The organism is Comamonas sp. UBA7528, from assembly GCF_002479375.1.
Classification (GTDB): domain Bacteria; phylum Pseudomonadota; class Gammaproteobacteria; order Burkholderiales; family Burkholderiaceae_C; genus Comamonas.
The window spans coordinates 327,618-351,254 of record NZ_DLMU01000014.1 but is presented as its reverse complement, the minus strand read 5'-3'; the positions used below and the strand labels follow the sequence as shown (position 1 = coordinate 351,254).

At 57.8% G+C, this 23,637-nt stretch carries 22 protein-coding genes and 1 pseudogene; 5 read left to right on the top strand and 18 right to left on the bottom strand.

The genetic code is table 11. The annotated features are described in order from the left end of the window. The first annotated feature begins 143 nt into the window (after nt 1–143). From B3349_RS17295 to B3349_RS17285, 3 genes are all read left to right on the top strand, one after another. Nucleotides 144–950: a hypothetical protein gene (locus tag B3349_RS17295; protein WP_291590597.1), complete on the top strand. Its 807-nt coding sequence runs from the start codon at nt 144–146 to the stop codon at nt 948–950. A gap of 451 nt (nt 951–1,401) precedes the next feature. Beyond that, entirely contained in the window at nt 1,402–1,848 is a 447-nt protein-coding gene (locus B3349_RS17290) for a hypothetical protein (protein WP_291590596.1), read from the top strand. A 96-nt stretch (nt 1,849–1,944) separates the two neighbouring features. Then, nucleotides 1,945–2,604 carry a hypothetical protein gene (locus B3349_RS17285; RefSeq protein WP_291590595.1) on the top strand — a complete coding sequence of 220 codons (660 nt, stop codon included), beginning with the start codon at nt 1,945–1,947 and terminating at the stop codon, nt 2,602–2,604. A gap of 305 nt (nt 2,605–2,909) precedes the next feature. Here the strand turns inward: B3349_RS17285 and B3349_RS17280 are convergent. The 17 genes and pseudogenes from B3349_RS17280 to B3349_RS17205 all read right to left on the bottom strand — a co-directional run. Continuing rightward, nucleotides 2,910–3,230, bottom strand: a pseudogene (locus B3349_RS17280) (transposase); the annotation flags it as partial. 628 nt (nt 3,231–3,858) lie between these two features. Further along, on the bottom strand, nt 3,859–4,107 hold the full coding sequence (locus B3349_RS20685; protein WP_422653290.1) for a DUF7673 family protein: 249 nt from the start codon (nt 4,105–4,107) through the stop codon (nt 3,859–3,861). 378 nt (nt 4,108–4,485) lie between these two features. Beyond that, nucleotides 4,486–4,923, bottom strand: a complete 438-nt coding sequence (locus B3349_RS17275; RefSeq protein ID WP_291590594.1) for an ASCH domain-containing protein — start codon at nt 4,921–4,923, stop codon at nt 4,486–4,488. Next, nucleotides 4,923–7,082: a GNAT family N-acetyltransferase gene (locus tag B3349_RS17270; protein WP_291590592.1), complete on the bottom strand. Its 2,160-nt coding sequence runs from the start codon at nt 7,080–7,082 to the stop codon at nt 4,923–4,925. The genes B3349_RS17275 and B3349_RS17270 overlap by 1 nt, the downstream gene beginning before the upstream one ends. Nucleotides 7,083–7,686: 604 nt before the next feature. After that, entirely contained in the window at nt 7,687–8,199 is a 513-nt protein-coding gene (locus tag B3349_RS17265) for a Fur family transcriptional regulator (protein ID WP_291590591.1), read from the bottom strand. Between the two features lie 111 nt (nt 8,200–8,310). Further along, nucleotides 8,311–8,712: an efflux RND transporter periplasmic adaptor subunit gene (locus tag B3349_RS17260; protein WP_291590590.1), complete on the bottom strand. Its 402-nt coding sequence runs from the start codon at nt 8,710–8,712 to the stop codon at nt 8,311–8,313. Then, entirely contained in the window at nt 8,713–9,132 is a 420-nt protein-coding gene (locus B3349_RS17255) for a biotin/lipoyl-containing protein (protein WP_291590589.1), read from the bottom strand. It abuts the gene before it with no gap. Next, a complete protein-coding gene (locus B3349_RS17250) occupies nt 9,132–9,692 on the bottom strand; it encodes a hypothetical protein (protein ID WP_291590588.1) in 561 nt (186 codons plus the stop codon). Before B3349_RS17250 ends, B3349_RS17255 begins: the two co-directional genes overlap by 1 nt. Nucleotides 9,693–9,800: 108 nt before the next feature. Further along, complete coding sequence (locus B3349_RS17245; RefSeq protein WP_291590586.1) at nt 9,801–10,169, bottom strand: hypothetical protein; 369 nt, start codon at nt 10,167–10,169, stop codon at nt 9,801–9,803. After that, nucleotides 10,156–11,004, bottom strand: a complete 849-nt coding sequence (locus B3349_RS17240) for a DUF3325 domain-containing protein (protein ID WP_291590585.1) — start codon at nt 11,002–11,004, stop codon at nt 10,156–10,158. Before B3349_RS17240 ends, B3349_RS17245 begins: the two co-directional genes overlap by 14 nt. Further along, complete coding sequence (locus tag B3349_RS17235) at nt 11,001–11,303, bottom strand: DUF3649 domain-containing protein (protein ID WP_291590583.1); 303 nt, start codon at nt 11,301–11,303, stop codon at nt 11,001–11,003. Before B3349_RS17235 ends, B3349_RS17240 begins: the two co-directional genes overlap by 4 nt. Further along, nucleotides 11,300–12,940: a PepSY-associated TM helix domain-containing protein gene (locus B3349_RS17230; protein WP_291590581.1), complete on the bottom strand. Its 1,641-nt coding sequence runs from the start codon at nt 12,938–12,940 to the stop codon at nt 11,300–11,302. Before B3349_RS17230 ends, B3349_RS17235 begins: the two co-directional genes overlap by 4 nt. A gap of 20 nt (nt 12,941–12,960) precedes the next feature. Further along, complete coding sequence (locus tag B3349_RS17225) at nt 12,961–15,573, bottom strand: TonB-dependent siderophore receptor (RefSeq protein WP_291590579.1); 2,613 nt, start codon at nt 15,571–15,573, stop codon at nt 12,961–12,963. Nucleotides 15,574–15,787: 214 nt separating this feature from the next. Next, entirely contained in the window at nt 15,788–16,825 is a 1,038-nt protein-coding gene (locus B3349_RS17220; protein ID WP_291590578.1) for a FecR family protein, read from the bottom strand. Further along, nucleotides 16,822–17,439 carry an RNA polymerase sigma factor gene (locus B3349_RS17215; RefSeq protein ID WP_291590577.1) on the bottom strand — a complete coding sequence of 206 codons (618 nt, stop codon included), beginning with the start codon at nt 17,437–17,439 and terminating at the stop codon, nt 16,822–16,824. The genes B3349_RS17220 and B3349_RS17215 overlap by 4 nt, the downstream gene beginning before the upstream one ends. Nucleotides 17,440–17,926: 487 nt before the next feature. Next, nucleotides 17,927–18,844 carry an aldo/keto reductase gene (locus B3349_RS17210; RefSeq protein WP_291590892.1) on the bottom strand — a complete coding sequence of 306 codons (918 nt, stop codon included), beginning with the start codon at nt 18,842–18,844 and terminating at the stop codon, nt 17,927–17,929. A gap of 29 nt (nt 18,845–18,873) precedes the next feature. Next, on the bottom strand, nt 18,874–20,211 hold the full coding sequence (locus B3349_RS17205) for an NTP/NDP exchange transporter (protein WP_291590574.1): 1,338 nt from the start codon (nt 20,209–20,211) through the stop codon (nt 18,874–18,876). Between the two features lie 307 nt (nt 20,212–20,518). Here B3349_RS17205 and B3349_RS17200 point away from each other — a divergent pair, with 307 nt between their 5' ends. Further along, nucleotides 20,519–21,727: a serine hydrolase domain-containing protein gene (locus B3349_RS17200; protein WP_291590573.1), complete on the top strand. Its 1,209-nt coding sequence runs from the start codon at nt 20,519–20,521 to the stop codon at nt 21,725–21,727. Nucleotides 21,728–21,798: 71 nt separating this feature from the next. Here B3349_RS17200 and B3349_RS17195 read toward each other — a convergent pair whose 3' ends face one another. Then, nucleotides 21,799–22,422, bottom strand: a complete 624-nt coding sequence (locus tag B3349_RS17195; RefSeq protein ID WP_291590571.1) for a glutathione S-transferase family protein — start codon at nt 22,420–22,422, stop codon at nt 21,799–21,801. Nucleotides 22,423–22,733: 311 nt separating this feature from the next. Here B3349_RS17195 and B3349_RS17190 point away from each other — a divergent pair, with 311 nt between their 5' ends. Then, complete coding sequence (locus tag B3349_RS17190; RefSeq protein ID WP_291590570.1) at nt 22,734–23,636, top strand: glutamate ABC transporter substrate-binding protein; 903 nt, start codon at nt 22,734–22,736, stop codon at nt 23,634–23,636. Nucleotide 23,637 lies beyond the last annotated feature (1 nt).

The following is a 23,637-nucleotide window of genomic DNA, read 5'->3' as shown; positions in this document are numbered from 1 at the left end:
GGCCGGGCGTCCAGCCCGGGTAAGCGAGCGGTGATCTCCAGCGGCGGCGCCGCTGTACGCATCCCCCGTGCACCTCCCGTCGTACACGCAAACGTACACTCACTATTGGCTATACGTCTACAAAAGTATTTTCAGGAGACGTAATGCACAAGAACAAAGATGGCAGGCTCATTGCTAAAAGCAATGAGGTTAGAGTACTCCGTGGATTGCAGCGTTTCGGTTGGCTCCGGACAAAGGACCTCGCCGCCCTCTGCTGGACGAACTGGGAAAATAGGGTGGCTGGCGAGCTGCTTCTTGCTGCAACTCCTGCTAAACCCTCATCGATACGCATGGCACAGCGTACCCTTCAGCGGCTGAGACATAAGCGCTCCGTACTTTGCGCAAAGGCTCCCGATGGCAGCACCATTTACTCTCTATCAGAGGCTGGTGCAAGTAGTTTGCGGGATTTAGGCCTACAGGCCCAGAGCGGTAAAGACCTGACGCGAAGCTTTAGCAGCTCATTCTTTCGTCATCGCTGTATTGCCAATGAAATAGCAATCTCAGCCTTGCTGCAAGGCTTTCGAATCTCCACGGAACGTGAAATCGCCCAAGGTCGTTGGTGTGGAGGCGAAAAAGGTTTTTGGGGTAAGAGACCCGATGTCATAGTCCGCGATGGCTCGCGCGTGCTTTTCATTGAAGTAGAACGATCACGCAAAAATTTTACCGACTATCGATTTCTCTTAAATTGGCTTGAAAAGCTGTTGAGAGCTCAGATCAATGGACGCCCATTGATTGGAGAGGAAAAGCTATCGTTGGAAAAAATCATCTTTATCTGCACCCAGGCTTTCCGCAGCAAGCTCCAGAAAGACCTTTTCGCAAGAGGCTGGAGTACCACTCAGCAGTCCGACGTCATCATCGCTTCCACAGAGCTATACGTATTTCAAGACATTTTTTTTCATAACCCACGGTGACTCACAGAGCTGGACAATAAAACCAGCTTCTTCAGATGCATCTGATTAGCATGTGATGCGCAGCCTTGGGCAGTAAGGAAATACTTTGGTACTTGAGAAAGTTTCTACGTGAGGTAATAGCGCATCCGCTTTGCGGTGCTTAGGTGTGAAAATGGTGATAGCACACCGACAGACTCTCTAAAAAAGGGATGCAATTTGTCCCTCCTTCGCATACCTAGGCCATCACCTATGCGAGGGTTTTCAGAATATGTTCTTTTCCATAGCTACCCTGGACAGAGCTGCCGACATTGGACCAACAATAGCCTGGGCTTACATGCTCACCTGGCTTCCCCACCGACAGGCAACCCTCTAGCTAGTCAACCGCAAAAAACCGCATCACCCCTCCCTATGGAGCCTTTTTTCAGCAGCCTTTTGTGTTATTCTTGTGTTACCTTTTATTACAAATTGATGTATGAAAAAAATACTTATAGCGTTGAGCATTGTGACTTCTACCCTTTCTTTCGCTGAAACTGTATCAGTTACATTAAACATCAGAAATGAAGCCCCCATGTTTGGAGTTTCATATCCACAATTGGAATCAGATATCGCAAACATATTCAACTCCAAAGGTCACAAATTAGTCTCCGACAGTGATAATCCAACTGCAAAAATAATCATAAATTTGGATGGCGGACAATATCGTGGATTTGATAATGGAAGAACGACTGTTGGAACTTACAGTGGAGTTATATACAGCATCAGAAAATACAATGTTGTGCAAAATAAAGGAAAGAATAAGAGTTTAGAATTAATAAACTCCCTACAACCATGCTCAGCTTTAGCTACAGATGACAAAGCAGGCGCTATAAAGGACAGCGTCTTATCATGCATCAATAACTATTTAAAAGACTATTTTTAATTAATTTCATATTCGATTATTCATGCAGAAACGCTAGACTAGCTCGTAAAATATTACCATATGCAGACAATTGCCTTTTATTTTAAATAATGTTATATGAGAAATTTATTTATTTTGGTAGTCGTTGCAGGGACAGCTTTACTGAGCGGCTGTGCCGCTGACGTTGCGTTTCACGCATATAAGGCCGTAGACGCCGCGTCATCCACTCAGTTCCGGGTGGCCAATAAGGATGGAATTGATCTCGACTTTGAGCTCGAAAAAGCCTGGGCCATGCCCTTTGTGAAGCGAGAGATTGGATTCGCGTCAAATAGCAAGTGTGAATACAGTGGTGTTCTCGTTCCTTGGGACCGAACCTGGGAAATCGTCCAAAACATGGGTGATAGCGGTACGCAACAAGTTACCCCACCTAATCCTGGCGTCATGGCCGGACACGCCGCACTCATTTATGAGCGCAAGTGCCAAGGCCAGGCGGCTGAAGAAATGATGTATGCCGGTGAGATGCCTACCGGCCGCGCCTACCTCGGCCGCAAGTTCAATGGAGCTCCATTTGTGCCCGACCATCACAATGCCAGTACGCAGGACATGTTCAGATACTCGGAGGCTCAGCGTCCTCTCTGGTTTCAGCAAGTCGTAGATCGGCTGATCCGTCTGTCGCCAACTAGCCCTGATGCCAAAAAGGTAGTCGCGGAAAGCAAAGACATTCTGATCAAGCTTTATCCCGAAAAGGCTGCGGCAATCGATGCTGCCCTGAAGTAAGCGCCCTCACCTTCGCTAATCAAAAAGCCTACCAAAAACTTGGTGGGCTTTTCTATTATCAAGCGTGGTTCATAAATTTGAAAGCGCTGAACAGAAAGGGCTGATATTAAATCTCAGAGGAATTAGCATCCTACCCTGAATATTCTGTAATCGATTGCGGTCTTCTAGGCTTTGCTGCATAAACCGGCCTGTGGGCTGCTCCCCGTACGCAGTCCGCTCAACCCACAACGTCCCGAACCTGTCACCGCTCAAAACCTTTTTGCTGGTGAGCTGATAGTTAGAGATTGGTTTGACTGATCAGATTTGTCGGTACGCACAGGCGAGTCACCGACTTCATTGGTGGTCACAACGATGGCCCGGATCTGCAAAGTGTCGGCACCAATACCCAGATGCACCTTGAGCCATTGACTGCGCCGCTCTGCAGCATGCTTCTTGGCTTTCCACTCGCCTTCGCCCAGGAACTCGATGCCCGTGGAGTCAGCGAGCAAGTGCAGGCCCAGGCTGCTTGGAAGGTAGTGCACCTTAACATCCAGACTCTTTTGCCTATGGCACACCGTGCTGTAGTCGGGCGCGGCCCAAGGCAGGTCCATCAGTTTGAGTAACGACTGCACCAAGCGCAAGGTTTGCCACATCACCACTTAGCCCCTGGGGAGCAGTTTTGCGTGGAAATCAGCACCGCCACCTACTCTTTACATCTCAGGAATTCTTTTTTAGGTTTGTTGAGCTACTCAATATTGAGATTCTCTTAAGGCCTATCCAGTTGAGAAGCTCAATATTGAGCTTTTCCTTGCCGGAGGCTCAGCCTCCGGCTTGGTTGCGGATAGGCCCCAGCCTCCTAGCAAAAGTGCCAAGACTACCCTTCAACCAACATTCTGTTGGCCCCGCCAGCCTTTCGACGCGCAACTGCTGGCTTCGCCGGTTGCTGGGATTCTTGCGTCTTCCCACGGTATCCCATTCAACATATCAGCCCCGCCGTTACTAGCCCGACAACTGACACGTTCTGTACTCTCTTTAGGCAATAAAACCAAGGGGGAGTGAAGCCACCCTTTGACGCAGTCCTTTAGCAGTCAAACTAAAAGTACTTCGCCCACTTTCGCAGGGCGCCTCGCTATTTATATGAACATGTATAGCTCATACACCTCATGATGATTCGAAGGTGCCGCTCTACAGTTGAAGTACCTCGTGCCTCGCAACGAGTCCTGGTCCGGCGCTATTGAAGCCTTCTTTTCGAAATAGTACAGAAACCCCCTCGGATTACGGATGTATCGGAACACGCTCCGCGAGCTTAAGTACACGGGTCTCGCTGCCCTCTACTAGGCTGAAGATACGTTTACGACACATTCCATACTCATGCAATAAATGGATTGCGTTGTGAATGTGCGGGACATCGAGGTTAGTGAAGTCAGATCCGCTAATTTTGAAATCACTAGGGCTATAGATTGAGAGCAATATTCGCTGAGCGCATTCAGACTGCCCGCTATATCCTTCAGCTAGGTCCAGCATGTTGCTAAGACAAGCCGCAATGGCTTCGTAATGAAGGTCGGAAGGCTTAGAAAAAGCGTCAAAAGACAAAATAGACATGAGGCCTCCAGGTAGGTGTCGATGGCTAGATTGTTCATCGGCCCGCTAGTCTTTTTTGATCACAAGATGATTGCTATATTTTTTGAAGCATCGAAGTTTTCAAAAACTGTCCTCAAACAAAGGTAGTTTTTTCAGTATTAATTTTCCCTAATTAATCTATAGCTTATTTCTATCGAAATGATGCTATAGCGGCCTCATTTGACCCATTGCGGCCATTCCGGAATCGGCAACGAGCGTGTGCTTTGCAGCGGAAGCAGTCCTCCAACTGAATCGACCAGCTTTTCCTAGATAGCTGCAACCCTAGGCGGTCACTGCTAAAAGGCCCCGCCTGACCGGTGAATTGGCCTCAAGTCGACAATAGAACTGCGGCGGATGAAACCCCGGCATGGCTGTCCGAAGGGCTTCAAGCGTGATGGGCTTCTTCAATTTCTTAGCGCCAGACAGCGTCATCGCCGACGCCACAGCCACCCCGTCAAAGTAGCTCATGAACTCGGACTTTCTGAGGCCTGAGACGGAGCTGTATTTACGCCAGACGGTGCTCGGCGCGGCCGAGTAGGTCGTGCCCACGGTCGCAAAACCAACGACTGCACCTACAGGTTTTTTCACGTAGAACCAAACCGTCGAGCCTGGCTCAACGTGCATGGTTCTGCGCCTTAGCTCCACTTGCTTAGTACCAGCGAGGATGTTGTTTGCATGGCGCTCGTCAAGTGATATGAGCACATGCTGGTTCGGTTGCATCAAAGGCCTTTTTCTAGGATCGCCTGAACCTGCTCGGAAGACAGTCGTTGGCAAGTAATCAGTTGGTGGGCCTCGCCGCAGTTCAAAGCTTTGAGATCATGCAACGGTACAGGCCTGGGCAAGCGCAACACATTGTCGAACACTGTGATGGTCTTGGTCTTCGCGACCCCGATGCTGGAGAGTTGGCTGCTATCCAGAACCGAGGGAGCCAAGTCGTCGGCCTGCATGGCAGACTCATCGCGAAGGTAGGCACGTAGTACGCGACCAACCGCAATGACAGCGCCGGAACCTCCGTTCTTCACGGGCTCATAGAAGAACATCAAATCACCGCGCGAATAGTTCTTAAGCGTCTTCTTATCGCTCAGGTAGTGGCGCAACGGTGCGAGCTGGGCCTTTCCTTGGGGTAGGAAGGAGTCCTGCGGTGAGTCCGCCAAGAGATGCTCCTCAAATTGCTTTCGGAGGGGGACCATCACACCCTCTCTACCTGGCAAGCACATGAGCATCGGTGCCAGCAAGGACTCCAACTTGAAAAGCGGGACCAAGACTTTCTGCCCGTCCGGTCGAATCACTGAAATTTGCTGATCGACGTGTCGGAACGGTGGGGTCGTGTCTGGCAAACCTAGTTTGCTCACTGCCGCCAACGATTTGCGTCCGACATTCCAGTTCCGTTCTGTCATACGCCCTTTGGCGACGATCTTCTGAAGGTCGTCCGACGTCGATGAGGACGCCACATAGCCGAAGGTTGCCGCGACTTCACGAAGCGTGGCTTGACGCGGAGGGCAGCTCAACCGCACCCGGCCGACATCCCCTGGCTTCACGATGCTCAGAACGTGTCGGAGCAAGGTTTGGGCAATCTCGTATGCGTCTCTCTGGTCCTCGGCAACCGCCGCAAAAGCTCGAATTTCCTGTCCACGAACTCTCGTCGGCATTACTAGATAGCCAGCGACGACACCATTGCATCGCGCCACGTGGCGCAAGCACGCCGAATTGCCGGCCTCAGTCGCGGCCCATTCGTTAACCTGGGTCGCAGTGTCGAGGCCAAGGTTCGTCAACAGACTCCGAACGGCCGTTGCATCGCTTGCCGATGCGGGTTGCACCTCGATGATGTCCGCACTATGGGCCTTGTGCACTACAGGACTTGCGGTGTGGTCGGGCTCGACCTGAAACAGCTCGGGCGAAATTGCGTCCACCCCAAACCGCCTTCTGAGCTCAGGTGCCCGCTCAAGAATTCGCCCGTCGCTGGTTATGAGCCCTGGCAGGCCGTGGTGAATCGCCGTTGCGAGGTGTTGCAGGTCAGACCTGTCATTCTCCGACAGTGAGCCCGACGCATGGCGCTGGGGAAACACGATTTCGGCAAGCATCGGCGAAAGGCGCTGCCACTCGTTGTCGGGTGGCGTCGAGAACTTCGCAAGAGTTCCTGCGAACGAAAGCATTGGATCCGTCTTACCGTCGTGGGCGGTGCGGCGCAGCTCCGTCTCAATCTCGCTGCTAATCGCCAGTGAACATGTCCGCATCCGCTCGGCCCTGAAAACACTCATGGCTAGTTCGTACCGAGGCCGGCGAGGCCCGAGGTCGAAAAGCACGTTCAAGTCCAGAAGGTAGAGCGGCTTGCCACCGCCCTCCAAGGCATCTAGCCCGAGTGGGTCAACGGCGTTGATTCCGCTAGGCGCAAAGAGCTGAGGGGTGTCAAGTTCATGGGCGCGAACCACGATCATGCGATTGCGACTAGCCCCTCCTGGTTCAACGCGTTGGGCGTAGAACCCCTGCGCTTCCCAGAACAAGTTGGCGTCTTTGAGGTCTTCAGCGACCCGGGCATGAATCGAAATGAACTGTGCCTCCGTCGACATGTCCTTCAAGGCATCAAGCAGCGCTCGACCGATGTTTCGACTGCGATTTGCCTTAGGAACATAGATCTGCCGCACGTGCGCTTTGGGGAAGCGGAGGTCAAACAACAGATGACCCACATACGTCTCACCGCGACCGTCACTCTCGACCGCCACAAACAACTGCCCTTTGCGACAGAAGTCCGCATAGACGCTGCGCGAGAAAAATCCGAGCGCGTCTCGGTCGCTGTCTGCTGCCTGTACGACCTCTCCCAAGAGCGCCGTAGCAGCACTTGGCTCCGTAAGAATCCGAACCGCACCTCCGCTCTTTGTCATAGCTCCCCTTTTGGTGTTTTGGGGTAACTGTAACGGAGACGGAAGCAAGCCTGCGTTGAACGGAAGCTGGCTAGCTTGGCTCGATTTGAGCGGCAGACTGCTCTCGGACGGTGAGATTGAAATCTGGATGATCGCAACGGGTAGATTGCTGGAGAGAACGAACGACCGCTTACCTGCGCCACCATTAGGGCCCTTGGTGCTCCAAGCTGCGTAAAAGGTGAACGACGGCTCTCAGCCGATGCGGTCGTTTGTGACAAATCAGTCGAGGACTTCCCTGGGCCGAAAGCAGAAGTAGCAGCCTGTCCAAGTTGAGTGGTGAGTTGTCCGGTGAAATCAATGCACTGTCCACGAAACATTGGAACCAATGAGCATCAAGCAGCTGGAAGAACAGGACTCTCTTTGGTACGATCTGTGGTCCATGAAGGTGGTACACAGAGCCTTTTCATCAGCAACGCAAGTTGTTGATTTGAAATAATTTTCAAAGTCTAAGACTGAATCTCACAGCCTCCGCCAAATGACAAAGAAAAAGCGCCTCTCAGGGCGCTTTTTCTTTTCTATCCACCGTCAATTTTCTGATCATTCCAGCCAGATCGACCCGCTTACTTCAGGCAGGCAAGTCCTCGCTGATACCCTCTGTGCAGCTCGAATGCACGCACCTGGCAGCTGTCGGCCGCGTGCTGCATCCTGTGCAGGCCAGCTCGATGGTGATCGTCTCAGACCCCACGCTGATGCCCATGCGTTGGGCTACGCCAAGCACGCATTGCAAAAGCGCAGCGTCTTCCACGGGAAGTTGGCGGCCGCAACGCCGGCACAACAGACTCAGCGCCTGCGCACCCAGACCGCAGGGTTTAAGCCGGTAGAGCGCCTTTCGGTTTTTGCCCCACTCGCGTTGCATTATTCCGGTCTGCTCGCACTGGTTGAGCACACGGTAGACCGTTCCGATACTGGTGGGAACCCCGCGATCTGACAGTCGGCGCAAGACTTCCTCTGCGCTGATGGCCACCTCACCAGAGGCCTGGACCACCTGGATGACACCGATGCGTGCAATGGTCGGGCGCAGCTTTGCGGTGCGCAATTTCTGGAGAATGGAAGCCTCTTTCATTGCAAAGACTTCCACAGCGTTGTCGCTCTTGTATAGGCTGGCCGAGCCGGTTTCTGCCAACCGCCGCACAAGGCCTTATAAAGCGCCACCGCTGCCTGCAAGCGTTGAGCCTTCAACTGCACAACCTCATCCTGCGCCGAGTAAAGCGTGCCGCACCGCCCCGATCCACCGACACTCGTCGCCCCCAAGCGGGGTGAAGTATGCAGTCTCGCCGGCTTTGACGTGGCGAGGTTCCGCCTCGGATACGTCGGTCCACACCGTCTTCCGTAAAAAATCGGCACTGCGCTGCATGGTAGGAGTCTGGTAGCTCGCGTTGAGCGTCTGGCCTTCCTTGACATCGATGCCCGTCACCACACCGGCGATGGGCGCATAGATGCGCGTGTAGTCCAGCGGCGCTTCATCGGCGCGCAGGGTGGCGATGGTCTGGCGAATTGTGGCGTCATACTGCGCGACCTTGGCGCGCGCCGAGCGCAACGTCGCGGCAGCGGTCTGCACGTCTTCCAATCGAGTGGATTCGTCGCGCGCCATCTACCGCTGACGACTGTGTTGCTGCCCTGCTAGTTCCGCCTGGGCCCGTGCATCGTCTAGCTGGGCGCGCAGGCTGGCAATCTGATCCTGTCCGGACTCCACCGTGGCAACGAGCACGCTGGCGTCGATTTCGGCCAGCAATTGCCCCTTCTGGACCGTATCGCCAGCGGCAACATGGATGCGGGTAATCTGGCCGGAGACCTGGGCACCGACGTCCACCGAGCGAACAGGCTGCAAGGTGCCAATCGCGGCGACGCTGGACTCGATGTCGCCACGCGCGAACCTGGCGCTCTGCCACGTGGGAGCAGGCGGAGGCTGCAGCAGCGTCCATCCAGCGGCGACCACCACCCCGGCAAGAATCACCAGTGCGAGTTTCCCCCCACCGGGCCAGAACCGGCGTTGCATGGAACGGATAGCCATTAGCGGGAAACCTCGAAGCTGAGCGTGGCGGTGTGGCGCACGTCGTCGTACTTCTTGCCGTTCAGAGTGACACTGCCGTTGTTCACGCGGGCAGTGACTTCGAGGACATACAGGCCCGGGATGTAAGGCACAAAGCTGACGGTGCCGTCCTTGGCCGGGGTCAGCGTACGGCGCCAGCCTTCGCTGGTTTCCACATTGACCTGGCTGGCAGCCACAGGCCGCCCTTTGAAGACGAGTTGGTAGGTATTGCCGCCGGACTCCGTGGGTACCAGTTCCAGATCGTTGACGGACTTGGTCTCCGTTCTGCCAAAGCGGGCCTGGTAGTAGGTCAGTACTCCATCGGCGCCAGTACGGGTGGCCGTGAAACGCATATCCCCCGTCGCCTTCGGAACACCGAAGTGATCCGATGCAGGCTCATACGGAACGTTGCCAGCTTCTGGCAGCACGACCTTGGCATCCAGCAGCACAGGCAGACGCTCCAGCGGATTGCGCAGTTCGCCCGCAAAAACCTTGGCCTCATTCGCTTCGGGTTGAATCCAGAGGTAGTCGGCGCGCGCCAATGTGGCAACAAGCCACCCTGCTGTGAAGACCAAGCCGGTGCAGAACCTCCGCAGCGTGGAATATCGTGATGAATGGAACTGCAACATGGCCTGTCCTTTTTTTGGGGGTTATGGCGTGCGCATCCAGCGCGGCGTGCGGCCGAGGGGAGGTACAGTGATTTCTTCCTGCTCGACGGTGACCTGCAATCCCGGACCGGTGTCAAACAGCACATAGAACGGCTGCGCTGGCTTTCTGAAGGTCCAGGTGGAGTCCGCGCCCAACCTGCCTTCCAGTAAGGTGGTGCCATCCAGCGCGATGACTTCCATGCGCGCGCCCGGCATCTCATCGCCGTCGTTGCTTGCACCACGGCAGCGCACGCTGGACTCGTCCAGCAGGAAGCAGCGGGCGACAGGTTCATGTGCCAACACCGTGACACTACCCAGTGCAAAACCCAAAGCGAGCAGCCAGCGGGTGGTCATTCGTTCAGTGCGAAGCATGGGCTTCCCTCTGTTCATCGAACCACACCACTGTGGCTGGCGAAACATGGTGCATACGCAGTGCGGTCTGATGGATCGCTCCGTCCTTTCCAACGACAGTCAGCCACAACTCGCTGTCATGCTGGGTTGTTGAGGGCAGCGGGATTTCAACGTGTCGCTTCCAGATTTGCCCCATGAAAGCCATGCCAAGGGCACGTGCCGAGCGGGGCTTGCTCACCTTCAAGTAGGCTTGGCGGATGTCGCTATCGCAGGTCTCACAGAAACGCAGCTGGTACTCCTTCATCGGGACATCCATCTCCACGACTTCAGGGGCTCCTCGGTTGGCTTCTGCGAAAGTGAAGGACCATGGGCCCACCGTGCCCTGTATCGCATCGGTCCGCTTGAGCGGCGGAACCTCCACACGGGCCAGCGCAAGCAAGAAGCCAACCATCGTGAGTACAAGCAGGCCCGTGGCGATGACTCGGCGCGTGCGGGTCTTCTGCGGTGTCACAGCCTCTTCTGGCTGTGCTTTTGCCTTGCGCATGGGTTGCTCCCGCAATGGCGGCTGCCAAGGCCACCAGGGAAACATGAAAACCCAGGCCAATGCCGCGATGCTCAGCCAGCCCAGCCACAGAGCAATGCCTATGCCTGTACCCAGCGCATCGACAGCCCAGACCAGCGACACCGCAAGCAGCAGCCAACCGGCGATGCGCGCCAGCATCCGCCAGCGCGTTGCGAGCAAACGTCCCAGCAGATGTTCTGCGTGACGTTCCGTCGCCAGCGCCAGCGCGAAGAAGCCCGCACAACTCACGGCCAGAATACCCAGATGGGCGCCGGTTTGAAGTGGAATGCTCATGCGCGACCTCCCAACATCAAAAGCCATGCCAGGCCCGCGCACACAGCAGTACCAACTGCCATCCCAATCCATGCCCGCGCGGCGCTGCGGGTCGAGAACACCCAGACCACTGCAACGGTGTAGACCGCAAAGCTGAGCATGGTGGCCCAGAGCACACCTTGCGCCTTGGGCACAGGCCACAGCAGCGCGAGCAGCACAGTGGCGGCCGATGCCAGCGCATACCCGCCGATCGTGGCGGCAGCCACCCGCGATGCGACGGACCAGCGATAGGCGGTGGTAAGAGTGGAGGCCTTGCTCACACAGCCCCCTTGCCCTGCGCCGGCCGGGGCATGTGCAGCTCAGACGCATGCCGAGTTACTACGCGCCGTCGGACCTTCACTGCCAACACGGCGAACAGAACGGCCAGTGCCAGCATGGTTAGATCAAACCCTGCGAACACCCAATCGCGCGCCAGCAAGCTACGGCCCAGATGGCGATTGGTGGTAAGTGCATTGACCACCGGAACGAACGCGTAGGTCAGGCAGCAACCCCAGAGAAGTTCTACCCAGGCGCGCACCAACGGGCGGGCAAGTGCATAGAACAACGTCCCCAACCATACGGCGAACAATGTGTGAACTTCCCAGGCTGCACGGTCCGTCATTTCCACGGGCAACAGCCGGTTGGCCAAAAAATACGCGGCCATAGCCAGTGGCAAGCCAGCGATAGTGGTGACATTAAGTGTCTCCACCAAGCGCACACCAAAATGCTCCCCTCCTTCGAGCCCAGCAGCCATGTGGTATTTGCGCCGCTTGACGGTCCATAACACCAATCCCGTGCCGATCATCGCGCAGCCCAATAAGCCTGCAATGAAGTACAGCCAGCGCCCCCAAATGTCTGCAAACAACCCTTCATGCAAATTGAATATCACCCCTTGAGTCAGCAAAGCGCTACCGCCTACACGCGGCTCTTCTGACAAAGCCTCCCCGGTGTCGGCATTGAAACGCAGCGTGGCCGAGTTCCAGAAATCAAGGCTGCGCCCCTGCACCTGACTCAGGAGAACCTCGGGTGGCTCACCGTCATGCTGCTCCAAATTGACGGTCTGAATCTGGCCTGTGCCCCAAGCGGACTCCGCTTTACGTATCAGAGTAGGGACGGATACGATGGGAAATCCAATGGCTACATGCTTGTGCCCACCTCGCTCAAATAGCTCGTTAGCAAAGGTCGTTTGTCCAGAAGGACCAGAACCATAAAGCACGGTTCGTCCCGCAGGCATGTATGCGAACAGAGCGAACACCAGCCCGCTGTACGTGATCATCAGAAAGAAAGGCAAGGCCGTCACGCTGATGGCGTTATGTGCATCAAGCCATGAACGCTGGCCCTTTCCGGGTCGGAAAGTGAAGAAGTCTTTAAAGATTTTTTTATGTGTGATGACACCAGTCACGATGGCAATCAACATGAGCATGGAACACAGACCTACGATACGTAGCCCAACGTCGCGTGGCATATAGTGCAGTAGGTAGTGCAACTGATACAAAGCGCGCCCTCCGGCAGTAGCCCTCGGCTCCGGTTCAGCGGAAAGCACTGCACCTGTGACAGCGTCCAATTGCTCCATTCCTTCTAAGCCCCCACCATGGCTGGGCTGCGGCATTTCCTCCCAACTGATGGATAAATTCTGCCAACTGCGCATTTCTCTCGATACATGAGGCAGGGTAATGCTCCAGCGGGTAGCCCCTGGAGCGACCTGCTGAAGGCGCTGTAATGCGACAGTGGCCGCCTGTGTTTGGTCCAGGAACGCTTGAGGCTCCACGTGTAGACGTTCCGGCTGCATCCAGCGAGTGATCTCGTGCTGGAAGTAACCTGCTGCTCCCGTGGCAAACACAAAGAACAGCACCCAACCGACCACCAGACCCGACCATGTATGCAGCCACGCCGCACATTGGCGAAATCCTTCTTTCATGATGGAAGTGCCACAAGTGATCAGAACCGTGGCGTGTACTTGAGCGTAAGCATCACGTTTCGCGGATCACCGTAATCGTTGTTCCCGTTTTGTTCTGCAAAGCCTGGAATCCAATAGCGTTTATCGAATACGTTGTTCAGACTCACCGCTAGATTAAGCTCTGGCGTAGCCTGGTATGCAACACGCATGTTCCACACCGTAAAACCCGGCACCTTGAACGAGCGGTCATAGCCGAGGGTGTGGCTTTGGGTGACAAAACCTGCTCCCACGCTGAACCTATTCCAATCCTCTGGCAGACGATATGAAGCCCACGTACGGAGCATGTGCTTGGGAGTCCATGTACTGAACACCTTGCCCTGATTGCTTGGGTCACTCAAGAATTTTGTAGTGTTGTAGGTATAGCCTGCCATCACTTGGAGGTCACGTAGCACCTCGCCACTAACCTCCGCTTCGATACCTTGACTTCGGACCTTCCCGGATGCTTTCGAGCAATACCAGCCATCACAGGCATAGCCTGATGCAACATCATTGACGGCCCGGTTCTTATGGTCATAACGGAAAACGGCCAGCGACGTATTCACGCGTCCATCCACCAACTCGCCTTTGATGCCGAGTTCGTAATTCGTTCCGATGATCGGGTCCAGCACTCGTCCGGCCGCTGTGCGCTGGGACTGCGGCTCAAACACGCTGGTGGTACTGCCATAGGCCGACCACTGGGGAGATAGCGCGTACACAAGGCCAACATAAGGAGTGACCTCGGCAGACGCCGTGTTGACAGTCTGGGTGCCATACAGCGATTCTCGATATATATAGTCGTACCAACTCACGCGCGCACCGATGATGGCTGTCAGCGGCTCGGTCAGCTGCACGCGCCATGTGCCATAAACGCCCTTTTGTTCCACGTCATATGTCGTGCGAGTCTGGACACCACCTGCTGCCATGATGGTGTCTAGGTTTTGCCACGGGCGATAATGGTCGATGGAGAAAATGTTTCCGCCAGGTGTGAAAGTCCGGGCATACATGTCGTTAGACGTGTATTTGGAGTAATTTGCGCCCAAGGTGACTTCGTTGCGCAAGCCCAAGGCCTCAAAGCGGCCGTTGACATAGGCATCGATCCCCACTTTGGTGGAATCGAAATCCGTCACCCAATTCGCATAGGTCAACCCGCTGCCATCAGCCGCCACATTCCCGTGCATGCGCTGGTGTGCAGACGTGTTCTTCTCGCTCAAATGCAATGCAGAGACTTTGAGCTTCCAATCGGAATTGAAGCGGTGATCCAAATCGGCAAAAATCGTAGTCTGGTCGATACTCGCGCGATTCCACCAAGCACCGACAAACGTGGAACGCGGCAAGTTCAGGTCGCTGCCATCGGAATAGCGAGGAAGGCCGCGGATCATGGGCCGTCCTTTGCTATCTGAGTTGCTGATTCCCAAACCGATCGTAGTGTCAGCGCTGATGTCGTAGTCCAGCGCTGCATACAAAGAGCGCGTGCGGTCATTCACATAGTCAACAAAAGAATGGCTGCGCGCTTCGTCCACCACCAGTCGACCGCGGAGAGAGCCTTCTTGATTGAGTGGCCCCCCAGCATCCAGTTGGAAGCCATATCGATCCCAAGAACCAGCACGCGCGGTCAACGAAACAGTTTTTTCGGACTGACCACGCTTACGCACCAAATTGACCGCACCTCCAGGGCTCCCCGTACCTTGCAACAGGCCTGATGCACCCCGCAGAACTTCTAGACGGTCATAAAACACCATGCCTTCAGTCCCCCAGTTTCCCAAAGCGTAGTTGTTGCGGGGGATGGGCACTCCGTTGTATTGCCATGAATCGATCTGAAACCCTCGCGCAGAGAGCACCATCCCCTGTCCGACCCCCTTCGCTCCCACCATGCCGGTCACATTGTTCGCAGCTAACCGGAGATCGGTGATGCCTTGCTCATCCAATTGTTTGCGTGTGAGGACGCTGATCGATTGCGGAATATCTTTAAGTGCCTGATCCCCTTTATTGATACTCACTGCACGGGCGGCAAGCGAATCAGAGCCTTCCGTGGTCGCGCTGCGCTCTACCTGCGCGGTAACTGTGACCGCTGCCAGGGTCGCATCGGCTGCGGCAGTAGACTGTGCAGGAGCAATCGAAGATGCGGACCTAAGCGTAAACGCGCCTGGCTGGGACTCAACCACCGCAATGCCCGTGCCCGCCAGCAAGCGGTCGAGCGCCTGCCGGGGCATGAAAGAGCCTTGCACTGCGGGTGCCGAGCGCCCCACCACAGTGGCCTGGTCGAACAGCACCTGCTGCCTAGCCTGTTGAGAGAACAGACGCAACGCACCGGCCAGAGGCTGGGCCGGAATGTCGAACGCCACAGCCTGCTGGGCCTGTGCCGGTACGGCCATGGCGGCAATGGCCGCCGCCACCCACCACGCAGCAGCTGCTGGCTTGAAGCCGCGCGCGCCACGTCCATGAACGTTCCCTGCCAATGCGCCACTGGCGATGGCACCTCTCAAATGCTGCTTTGCTCGCATGTACAAATCCTGCGTTTTACGTCTCTGTTGCCCGCCTGTGCGGGAGGCGCCACGCGACGGATCGTCAAGATGGAAAAGGGTCAGACAAAAGCGCAACCACAGCGTGAGCGGCATGCACAGGCGTTGAAGAATCCCGGAACATCAGCATTTGACGAGCCGCACGCGCCAGGCGCGGTCGGAGTGGTTGTTGGCTGATCTGCACCGAGCAGGCATTGGCTGGCAACCCGAGAGCAAGAAAAACCTGCCCCTACATAGATAAACCGCGGCCGCAGCAAAAGTGAGAACGTCGAGAGCGATTTTTTTTTTGATTGATTTACATTTACCGCCATCAACCAAGCGGAGAGATGCGCCACCCGCCCCCGGCCGCCTTGTCCACACGCACGGGCAGAAGATCGGGCAACGAGCGCAGGAAGGTCTCTGGCGTGCTGGTGATGACCATGCCGGATACGGGCAGCTTGCGCAGCCGCTCTCCCTCCACCCACACAGACTCGCCGAGGTAGCGGGCCAGATCGGCTGCCACGTCTGCTAACGGCGCCTGCTCAAACACCAGTTGGCCGTTGCGCCAGTCACCCACGGTGCTGCCTGGGGCAGCGACGGCAACGTGCTGGCCCGTAGCCGGGTCGATGCTGACCCCCGTCCCCGCAGTCAGCTGCAGCGCGCGCCTGTCTTCGCGGGTACGGTCAGGACGCACTTCGACCTTGCCTTCCAACACCTTGACTAGGAGCTGCGGCGGTGCAGCCCGAACGTTGAATGCCGTTCCCACCACACGCACCTGGCTCATGCCGCTATCCACGGTAAATGGCCGCCCAGCGTCGGGGGCCACGCGAAAGAACGCCTCACCGGCGATGAGCTCAGTCTCGCGGTGCCGTGGGTAGTAACGAATCCGCACACTGCTGCTGAAGTTGAGCGCAATACGGCTGCCGTCGGGCAAATCCACTTCGCGTGTCTCAGCTGGCCCGGTGGTAACGTGCAGCGCATAGGTAGCATGGTTGCCCCACCAGTACCAACCGCCGCTGGCCATCAGCAGTCCAGAAAGCAGCGCCGGAACCAGCGCGCGGCGCCTGGGCAGCCACGACACAGCACTCCCACGGGCCACCGCCACTTCTGGCCGCTTCATTCCAGCACGCTTGCCATCAGCGACTGTGTCTTGCTGCGACCGATCTGATGCCAGCCGGGGACGTTGAATCTGTTGCAGATCGAGCTCCACACGACCCAGGTCTTCGAAGATGCCACGGTTGACAGGATCGTTGAGCCATGCGTTGAGCTCCCGCTCGTCCGCACCGGTCCAATCGCACTCGCGCCGCCGCACAAAATAGTCTGCGGCCCTCTGGTGACGCTGCGCCAGTTCAGGGGTGAGTTTGGTCATGGGGCTTCGTCCGCTTGCAACGCCTGAGCGATCTTCATTTCATCTGGGGTACGGTATCGGACGCGAATCTGGCAATAGGCATAGGCCAGCGTGACATGGTTGTGGACCATACGGCGCGTAATGCCCATGCGCTCTGCCACCTCGGTCTGAGTCAATCCGTCAATAGCGTGCAGCACGAAAGCCTCACGACGCCGCTCGGGCAGTTCGGCAATGGCTTCCTCGATACGGCTCAAGCGCTGGTCGCGTTCAACGCGGTTGAACGGCTCGGCGGCCTCGTCGGCTGGCAGTCCTTCTGCGATGTCCGTGTGCTCGTCCAGCGAAACAGCTTCAATGCTTTCGCGCCGTGCCGCCTGCTGCCAGGCGGTGAGCGACACGTTGCGTGCGGCCGTGTGAAGGTATGCGGCCTCCTGGTCTTCGGGCAGCTGCTTGCCTGTGGCTGCGTAGCGCAAGAAAACTTCCTGCACGCCATCCTCCGCGTCCTCCCTGCGCTGCATGTTGCGTCCCAGAAACCGCTGCAGCGGCGCCCGCAGGCGCATATAGGTGCGTGCCAGCGCGCCGCGCGTCGAGGACTCATCGTCTGACGCCACGCCGCCGTCGGGAATACGTGCGTTCATGAGGCAGCACCTCGCGCCCCGTGCCAGAGCCTGGCCGGCGGGAGGGTATGACACGCGAAAGAGGTCGATGAAAATGGCACGGCTCGCGGCGATCTGCCTGCACTCCGGATTGGCGTTCCCGAAGTGCTGACCGGCAGCGGGGGAGGAAACCGTGCTACCTGCGGAGGTCGGGCGGCATGTTGTAACAGTTCTCAATTGTATCTGCCGCAGTATTCTTTACTGCCCGGAATGGGTGCAGGTGCGCAGCGAAGCCACGGTCTGATCGGAGACCTTCAGCACACCAGCGAGACATCCAACCCATCATCACGCCGCGCGCAGCACCCGCTCGCGAGCACGATCGAATCAACAACGTGTGACTGGTATTCGCCCGGCCGGTGCATTGTTCTCAGATTCGTTGTCAGCGAAGCGGCAAGCCATTGGCGATGTGACGGCCCTGCGCGAGCCCGGCCGCCGAGTCGAAACAGATCAGCCAGTCAGCCCTTCCCTGTCAGATGCCGAGCGAGCGTTGCCGCCAGAACGACGGCTCGGGCATGACCCCCATCCCGGCCTTGGCGTTGTCCACCATGTGCTCGGGACGGCTGGTTCCTGGAATGACACAAGTGACAGCCGGATTGCTGAGCACAAACTTCAGCAACACCTGCGCCCAGCTGGTGCAACCGATTTCCTGAGCCCAGTCTGGCAAAGGCTTCCCCCGCAGCCCACGTAGCAGACTGCCTCCACCAAACGGCTTATTGATCAGCACGGCGACGCCTTTGTCCACCGCCAGAGGAAGCAGCGTATCGGCAGCATCTTGGTCATCGAAAGCATAGTTAATCTGCAGGAAGTCCAGTTGCTCCTTGCGAAGCACCGCTTCCACTTCACGGAAGGCTGACGGCGTGTAATGTGTGATGCCCACATACCGGACCTTGCCCTGCGCTTTCCACTCCCGCAGCGTCTTCAAGTGCGTCTGCCAATCCACCAGGTTATGGACCTGCAGCAGGTCCAGCTTGTTCACGCCCAGCTGGGACATGGAGGCTTCCATTTGCTGTATTCCAGCCTCTCGCCCGGAAGTCCAGACCTTGGTCGCCAAGAATGCCTTGGTACGGTGGTTTGATTTCGCCAGAAGCTCCCCGGTGGTCTTTTCGGAACGGCCGTACATGGGAGAGCTGTCCAGGACCGTGCCACCCGCATCGAAGAGTGCCTCCACCACACCTGGCAGACGCGCATATTCCGCACTGCCCGGGGCATGGCCAAAGCCCTGCCAGGTGCCACAGCCGACCACCGGGAGGAGCTCACCCGTCAATGGAATTCTTCGTGAGAGCATCTTTGCTCCCTGGGCCCCAGCGGTCGCGGCCAACGCGCCTTGGCCCAGGGTTGCGGAGAACGCTGCCGCCGCAGTGGCTCGCAGGAGCTGTGCCCGGTTGATGCCAGCAGAGCACGGTCCAATGGGTTCGGTCATATGGCCTCCGAAGTAGTTACAGATTCCTTGGTGGTGGAGGCATCAGCCCTCTGTCGCATGCTGTCCTGGCGCTTCGCCAGCCACACACACAGGGCACACCACGTTGCGGCTACCGGCATGGCCACCACAGCAATGCCTCCCAGCCCCACCCCAAGTGCAGACAGCGCCGAAGACAACCAGCCACTGACGGCATCGCCTCCACGGTACACCAGCGTCTCGATGGCATTTTTTGCCTTGTATTTCTCTTCACGGCTGACCACGGTGAACAGCACCTCGCGTGCCGGTCTGGCAATCGCGTAATCCAGCGCGCGCCTTGATACTTGAACAAGGGCGAGTACCAACAGCGTCGGCGCCAGCGCGAGCGCGCCAAACGCAGCCACTGTCACAACGGGCAGTATGGCCAAGCAAAGCACCAGCCCGAATCGTTTCATCAGCCGCCCGGTGACGAAGACTTGCAATGCCAGCGTCAGCGACGAGACACTGAAGTCGACTGCGGCGAAATACCGGGTTCGCGAGACGGTATCGGTCAACGACTCTGCAACGATTCGGCCCTGCTCAAAGTACAGAAAGGTTGACGCAGCCGTGTGCAGCAGCAGATACGCACATATCCCCAACAGGTAGGGGGACCTGGCAATCAAGGACAGCCCCGCCCACACCTGGCCGCCCAGCGGGCTCGAATGGGGATGTGGTGCCTCAACGCTGTCATCGACTGCCCTGGATGGGCCGGGATATATCCCGCGGAAGCACCGCAACGCCACCTCCAGGAGCAAGGCCGCGAGCAAAGCAAGCGCCATGGGTCCGAGCACGCTCACAGCCGTGGCAGCCAATACGGGCCCGATGATGGTGCCGAGCGTCCCTCCAGCAGCGATGAATCCGAAGAGCCTGCGCCCCTGCTCACTGCTGAAGCAGTCGTCCAGCACGCTCCAGAAAATGCTGACAACGAACAGGTTGAAGACGCTCACCCACACGAAGAAGGTTCTGCCCAGCCACACGCTGTCAGCGTAGAGGGCCATCGCAGCACTGAAGACCAGCAAGGTCACCGCAAAGAAACGATAGGCGAGCGGTACAAACCGCCGCGGTGGCAACTTCGTGACCAGGAGGCCAAACGCCGGCACCATCAAAAGCATGGTGATGAAGGTGGCAGTGAAAAGCCAGCGCAGCTCTTGCGGCCCGCCCACAAGGCCCATGGCGTCCCGCAGTGGTCTCAGCAGATAGTAGCCCGACAACAGGCAGCCGAACCAGGCAAAGCCCAGGAGCAGCGCCTTCACTTCATCACGCTCGACGGCAACCACACGGCGCAAAAGCCGATGCATGTCAGACGTCGAGCGGGGCATGCTACCCAAGGGAGGAATGACCATTGCAAAGACTGAAGTGAGAAGTGGATCGACCAGATTGTTGTCGCCAGTTCAAAGCCAGCTGCTGCCGTTCCCATGGGAGTTCTGGCCAAGACTTCAACTGGACTGGACCAGGCATAGAACTGAATAGGGACCTGCGGCGCTAGGGCAATCACCTGTCGAGATGGAGCAACAGCCTTCCCTGCGGCCCCAAACCGCTCCGTAGTATCCAGGCAAGCCGAGGCAATGCGCAACGGCCTGTCCCTGCTGTGGGCAACGGTTCTTCCTCCAACCCAAGGAGACGCACGTGTCATTGAAGAAAGTGGTGCTGGGTAGCCTGGCCGTTCTGGCTGCCGCTGTCGTGGGGGGCTGGTTCAGTCTGGACAAGGAAACGCGGGCGCTTCTGGCCACCGTACCGACCAACCGCGATGTGCTGTTCTGGACGGTGCCACAACGCGATGCGGCCTTCCGTGCGCTGGACCGTCTGCCGATACTCGCCAAAGCGAATGTGGTGGCGGCCAGTGGCAATCCCTCTTCGCTGCCACCGGGGCCGCCGCTCCAGCTCCAGAGCGATGTGGATGCCTACATGGCCGGTCAGCGCAGTGCCGCGCTGCTGGTGGTGCACGACGGCAAGCTGCGCCTGGAACGCTATGGCCTGGGCTTTGATGGGCTGGGGCGCTGGACCAGCTTCTCGGTCGCCAAGTCCTTTACCTCCACGCTGGTCGGGGCTGCGGTGAAGGACGGCTTCATCAAGAGCCTGGACGACAAGGTGAGCCTCTATATCCATGACCTCAAGGGCTCGGCCTACGACGATGTCAGCGTGCGGCAGCTGCTGACCATGACCTCGGGCGTGAAGTGGAACGAAGACTATTCCGACCCTAACTCGGACGTGGCCAGGTTCAACAACCACCAGCCCGAGGCAGGCGTGGAAGCCTTGGTGAGCTATATGCGCAAGCTGCCGCGGGAAGCACCTGCCGGCACCCGCTGGCTGTACAGCACCGGCGAGACGAATCTTGTGGGAACGCTGGTACAGCAAGCCACACGAAAGCCATTGGCCACCTACCTGTCCGAGAAGATCTGGGTTCCCGCCGGCATGGAGCAGCAAGCCACCTGGATCTTGAGCAAGACCGGCAAGGAGATTGGCGGTTGCTGCGTGCAGGCCACGCCGCGCGACTATGCCCGCATGGGCTTGTTCATTCTGAACGGCGCCCAGGTCAACGGCCAGAGCATCGTGCCCGACGGCTGGTGGGCGGAAGCGACCACCAAGCGCACGGAGATCGGTATTCCCGGGCGTGGTTACGGCTACCAATGGTGGACCTACGACGATGGCAGCTATACGGCCCGCGGCATTTTTGGGCAGGGCATCTTTATCGATCCGCAACGCAAGCTGGTGATCGTGTCCAACGCCAATTGGGCCGGCGGTGCGCGCGACCCCCAAGCTACGCAAGCGCGTGAGAACTTCTACCGCGAGGTGCAGAAAGCGATTGATAACGAGAGGACAGGCCCAGCCTCGTGATGGGCGGACTGGGCCTTCAGGCGGGCAAGCATCCTCCACACCAGGCCGCCAGCCGGAAGCAAGGCAGCCGCTCACGGCGTGCCGTTTCGGCCGTACAGGCGATAGCCAGGCCGCAGGCTCAAGCGCTCGTAATAGCCCCGCACCGCGGGATAGTCAGCGTGCGCCAACGGTGTTTCAAACCAGCGGTTCACCGACAGGCCGACCGGGATGTCGGCCAGAGAGAACGACTCGCCGCACACATAGGCACCCGTTGCATCCAGTTGCCGATCCAGGATGGCCATATGCATTGACCATTCGCGGCAGCCGGTGGCCAGCGCATGGCGGTCCTGGTGCTCGGGAGAATGCCTCACCAGCGACATGAAGGCATAGCTCCAGGATGTGTTCAGGTCCGTCGCCTGCCAGTCCATCCATTGATCGACCCGCGACCGCGCCTGTGCTTCGATCGGATACAGCCAGGCTCCGTGGTAGCAGTTCGCCAGATAGCGAATGATGGTGTTCGACTCCCACAGCACAAAATCGCCGTCCTGAATGACCGGCACCATGGCGTTGGGATTCAGTGCCATGAATGCAGCGGTGTGGGTCGACTGGAAACCGGCCCCCCAATCCTCTCGCTCAAAGGGTATGTCCATTTCGGCACAGGCCCAGAGTACCTTGCGGACATTGATCGATGACGTCTTGCCCAGCACACGCAACATGCCATGCCTTTCTGGTGAGGAGTTGGTAAGGAGTGACGGTTACAGAAAGTTTATGCGGGGCCTGGGCTGTGCGAAGTGTGCCGGACTGAAGCGCCCCTCTTTTCCCCGAGCGCGGCCCCTCAGAGCGTAGCGAATTCCAGTCCAGCACATCCACCCTGCGGAGCCAAATGTCGACGCTGTGCCAGCGTGACGGTGGTGACCGCCCAGAATGGCTGTATCGTGCGCACTGTGCACAATGGCGCTAGAACCGAACGCGCAGCGCGCGCATTCCACCGCTCCATTCGACGCCACAGACCATCCGAGAAGACCGCATGCCGATTCCATCCATTCTGAAATCCACCGTGGCGGCACTGGCAATCATGGCCAGTGGATCGCTTTTCGCACAGGGCACACCGATCAATGCTGCGGCGTTTGACGCGCTGGTCGCCCAGGGCCCGGTCGCCGACGTCGCGACCATCGCATCGAGCAGCTGGGCCACCAAGATCAAGCAGGCCGGCACGATGCGCTTTGGCGGCACGCAGACGTCCAATCTGTTCTCGCTGCTCAACGAGAAAGATGGAAAGATCCGCGGCTTCGACGCGGGCCTGGCCCAGCTCCTCACGCGCTACATCCTGGGCGATGGCGCCAAGTACCAGTTCACGCAGGTGAATTCGTCGACGCGCGAGCAGGTGCTCATCAACGACCAGGTGGACATGGTGTTCGCCACCTACTCCATCACCCCTGCACGCGCCGAGAAGATCTCGTTCGCCGGCCCGTACTACACCTCGCAGGCCGGGGTACTGGTCAAGGCGAACAACAAGGCGATCCAGTCGTACAGCGATCTCGCCGGCAAGAAAGTTGCCACGCAGGCTGGCTCCACGGGGCCGGCGATCCTTGCCCAGTACGCACCCAAAGCGGTCGTGCAGGAGTTCCAGACGCACCAGGAAGCCCTGGACGGACTGCGACAGGGACGGGTGGATGCCTATGTGACCGACTACACGCTGCTGCTCAACGCCCTGAGCCTTGGCGTCAGCAACGCGCGGCTGGCAGGCGCACCCTTTGGTGCACAGGACCCCTACGGCGTGGGACTGCCCAAGGGTTCGGACGGCGTGGCCTTCGTCAATGCCTTCCTGAAAAAGCTGGAAGCCAATGGCACCTGGGCCAAGCTCTGGACGGTCTCCATCGGACAACGCACCGGCAGCACCGCCGTTCCGACGCCGCCTGCCCACCCCTGAG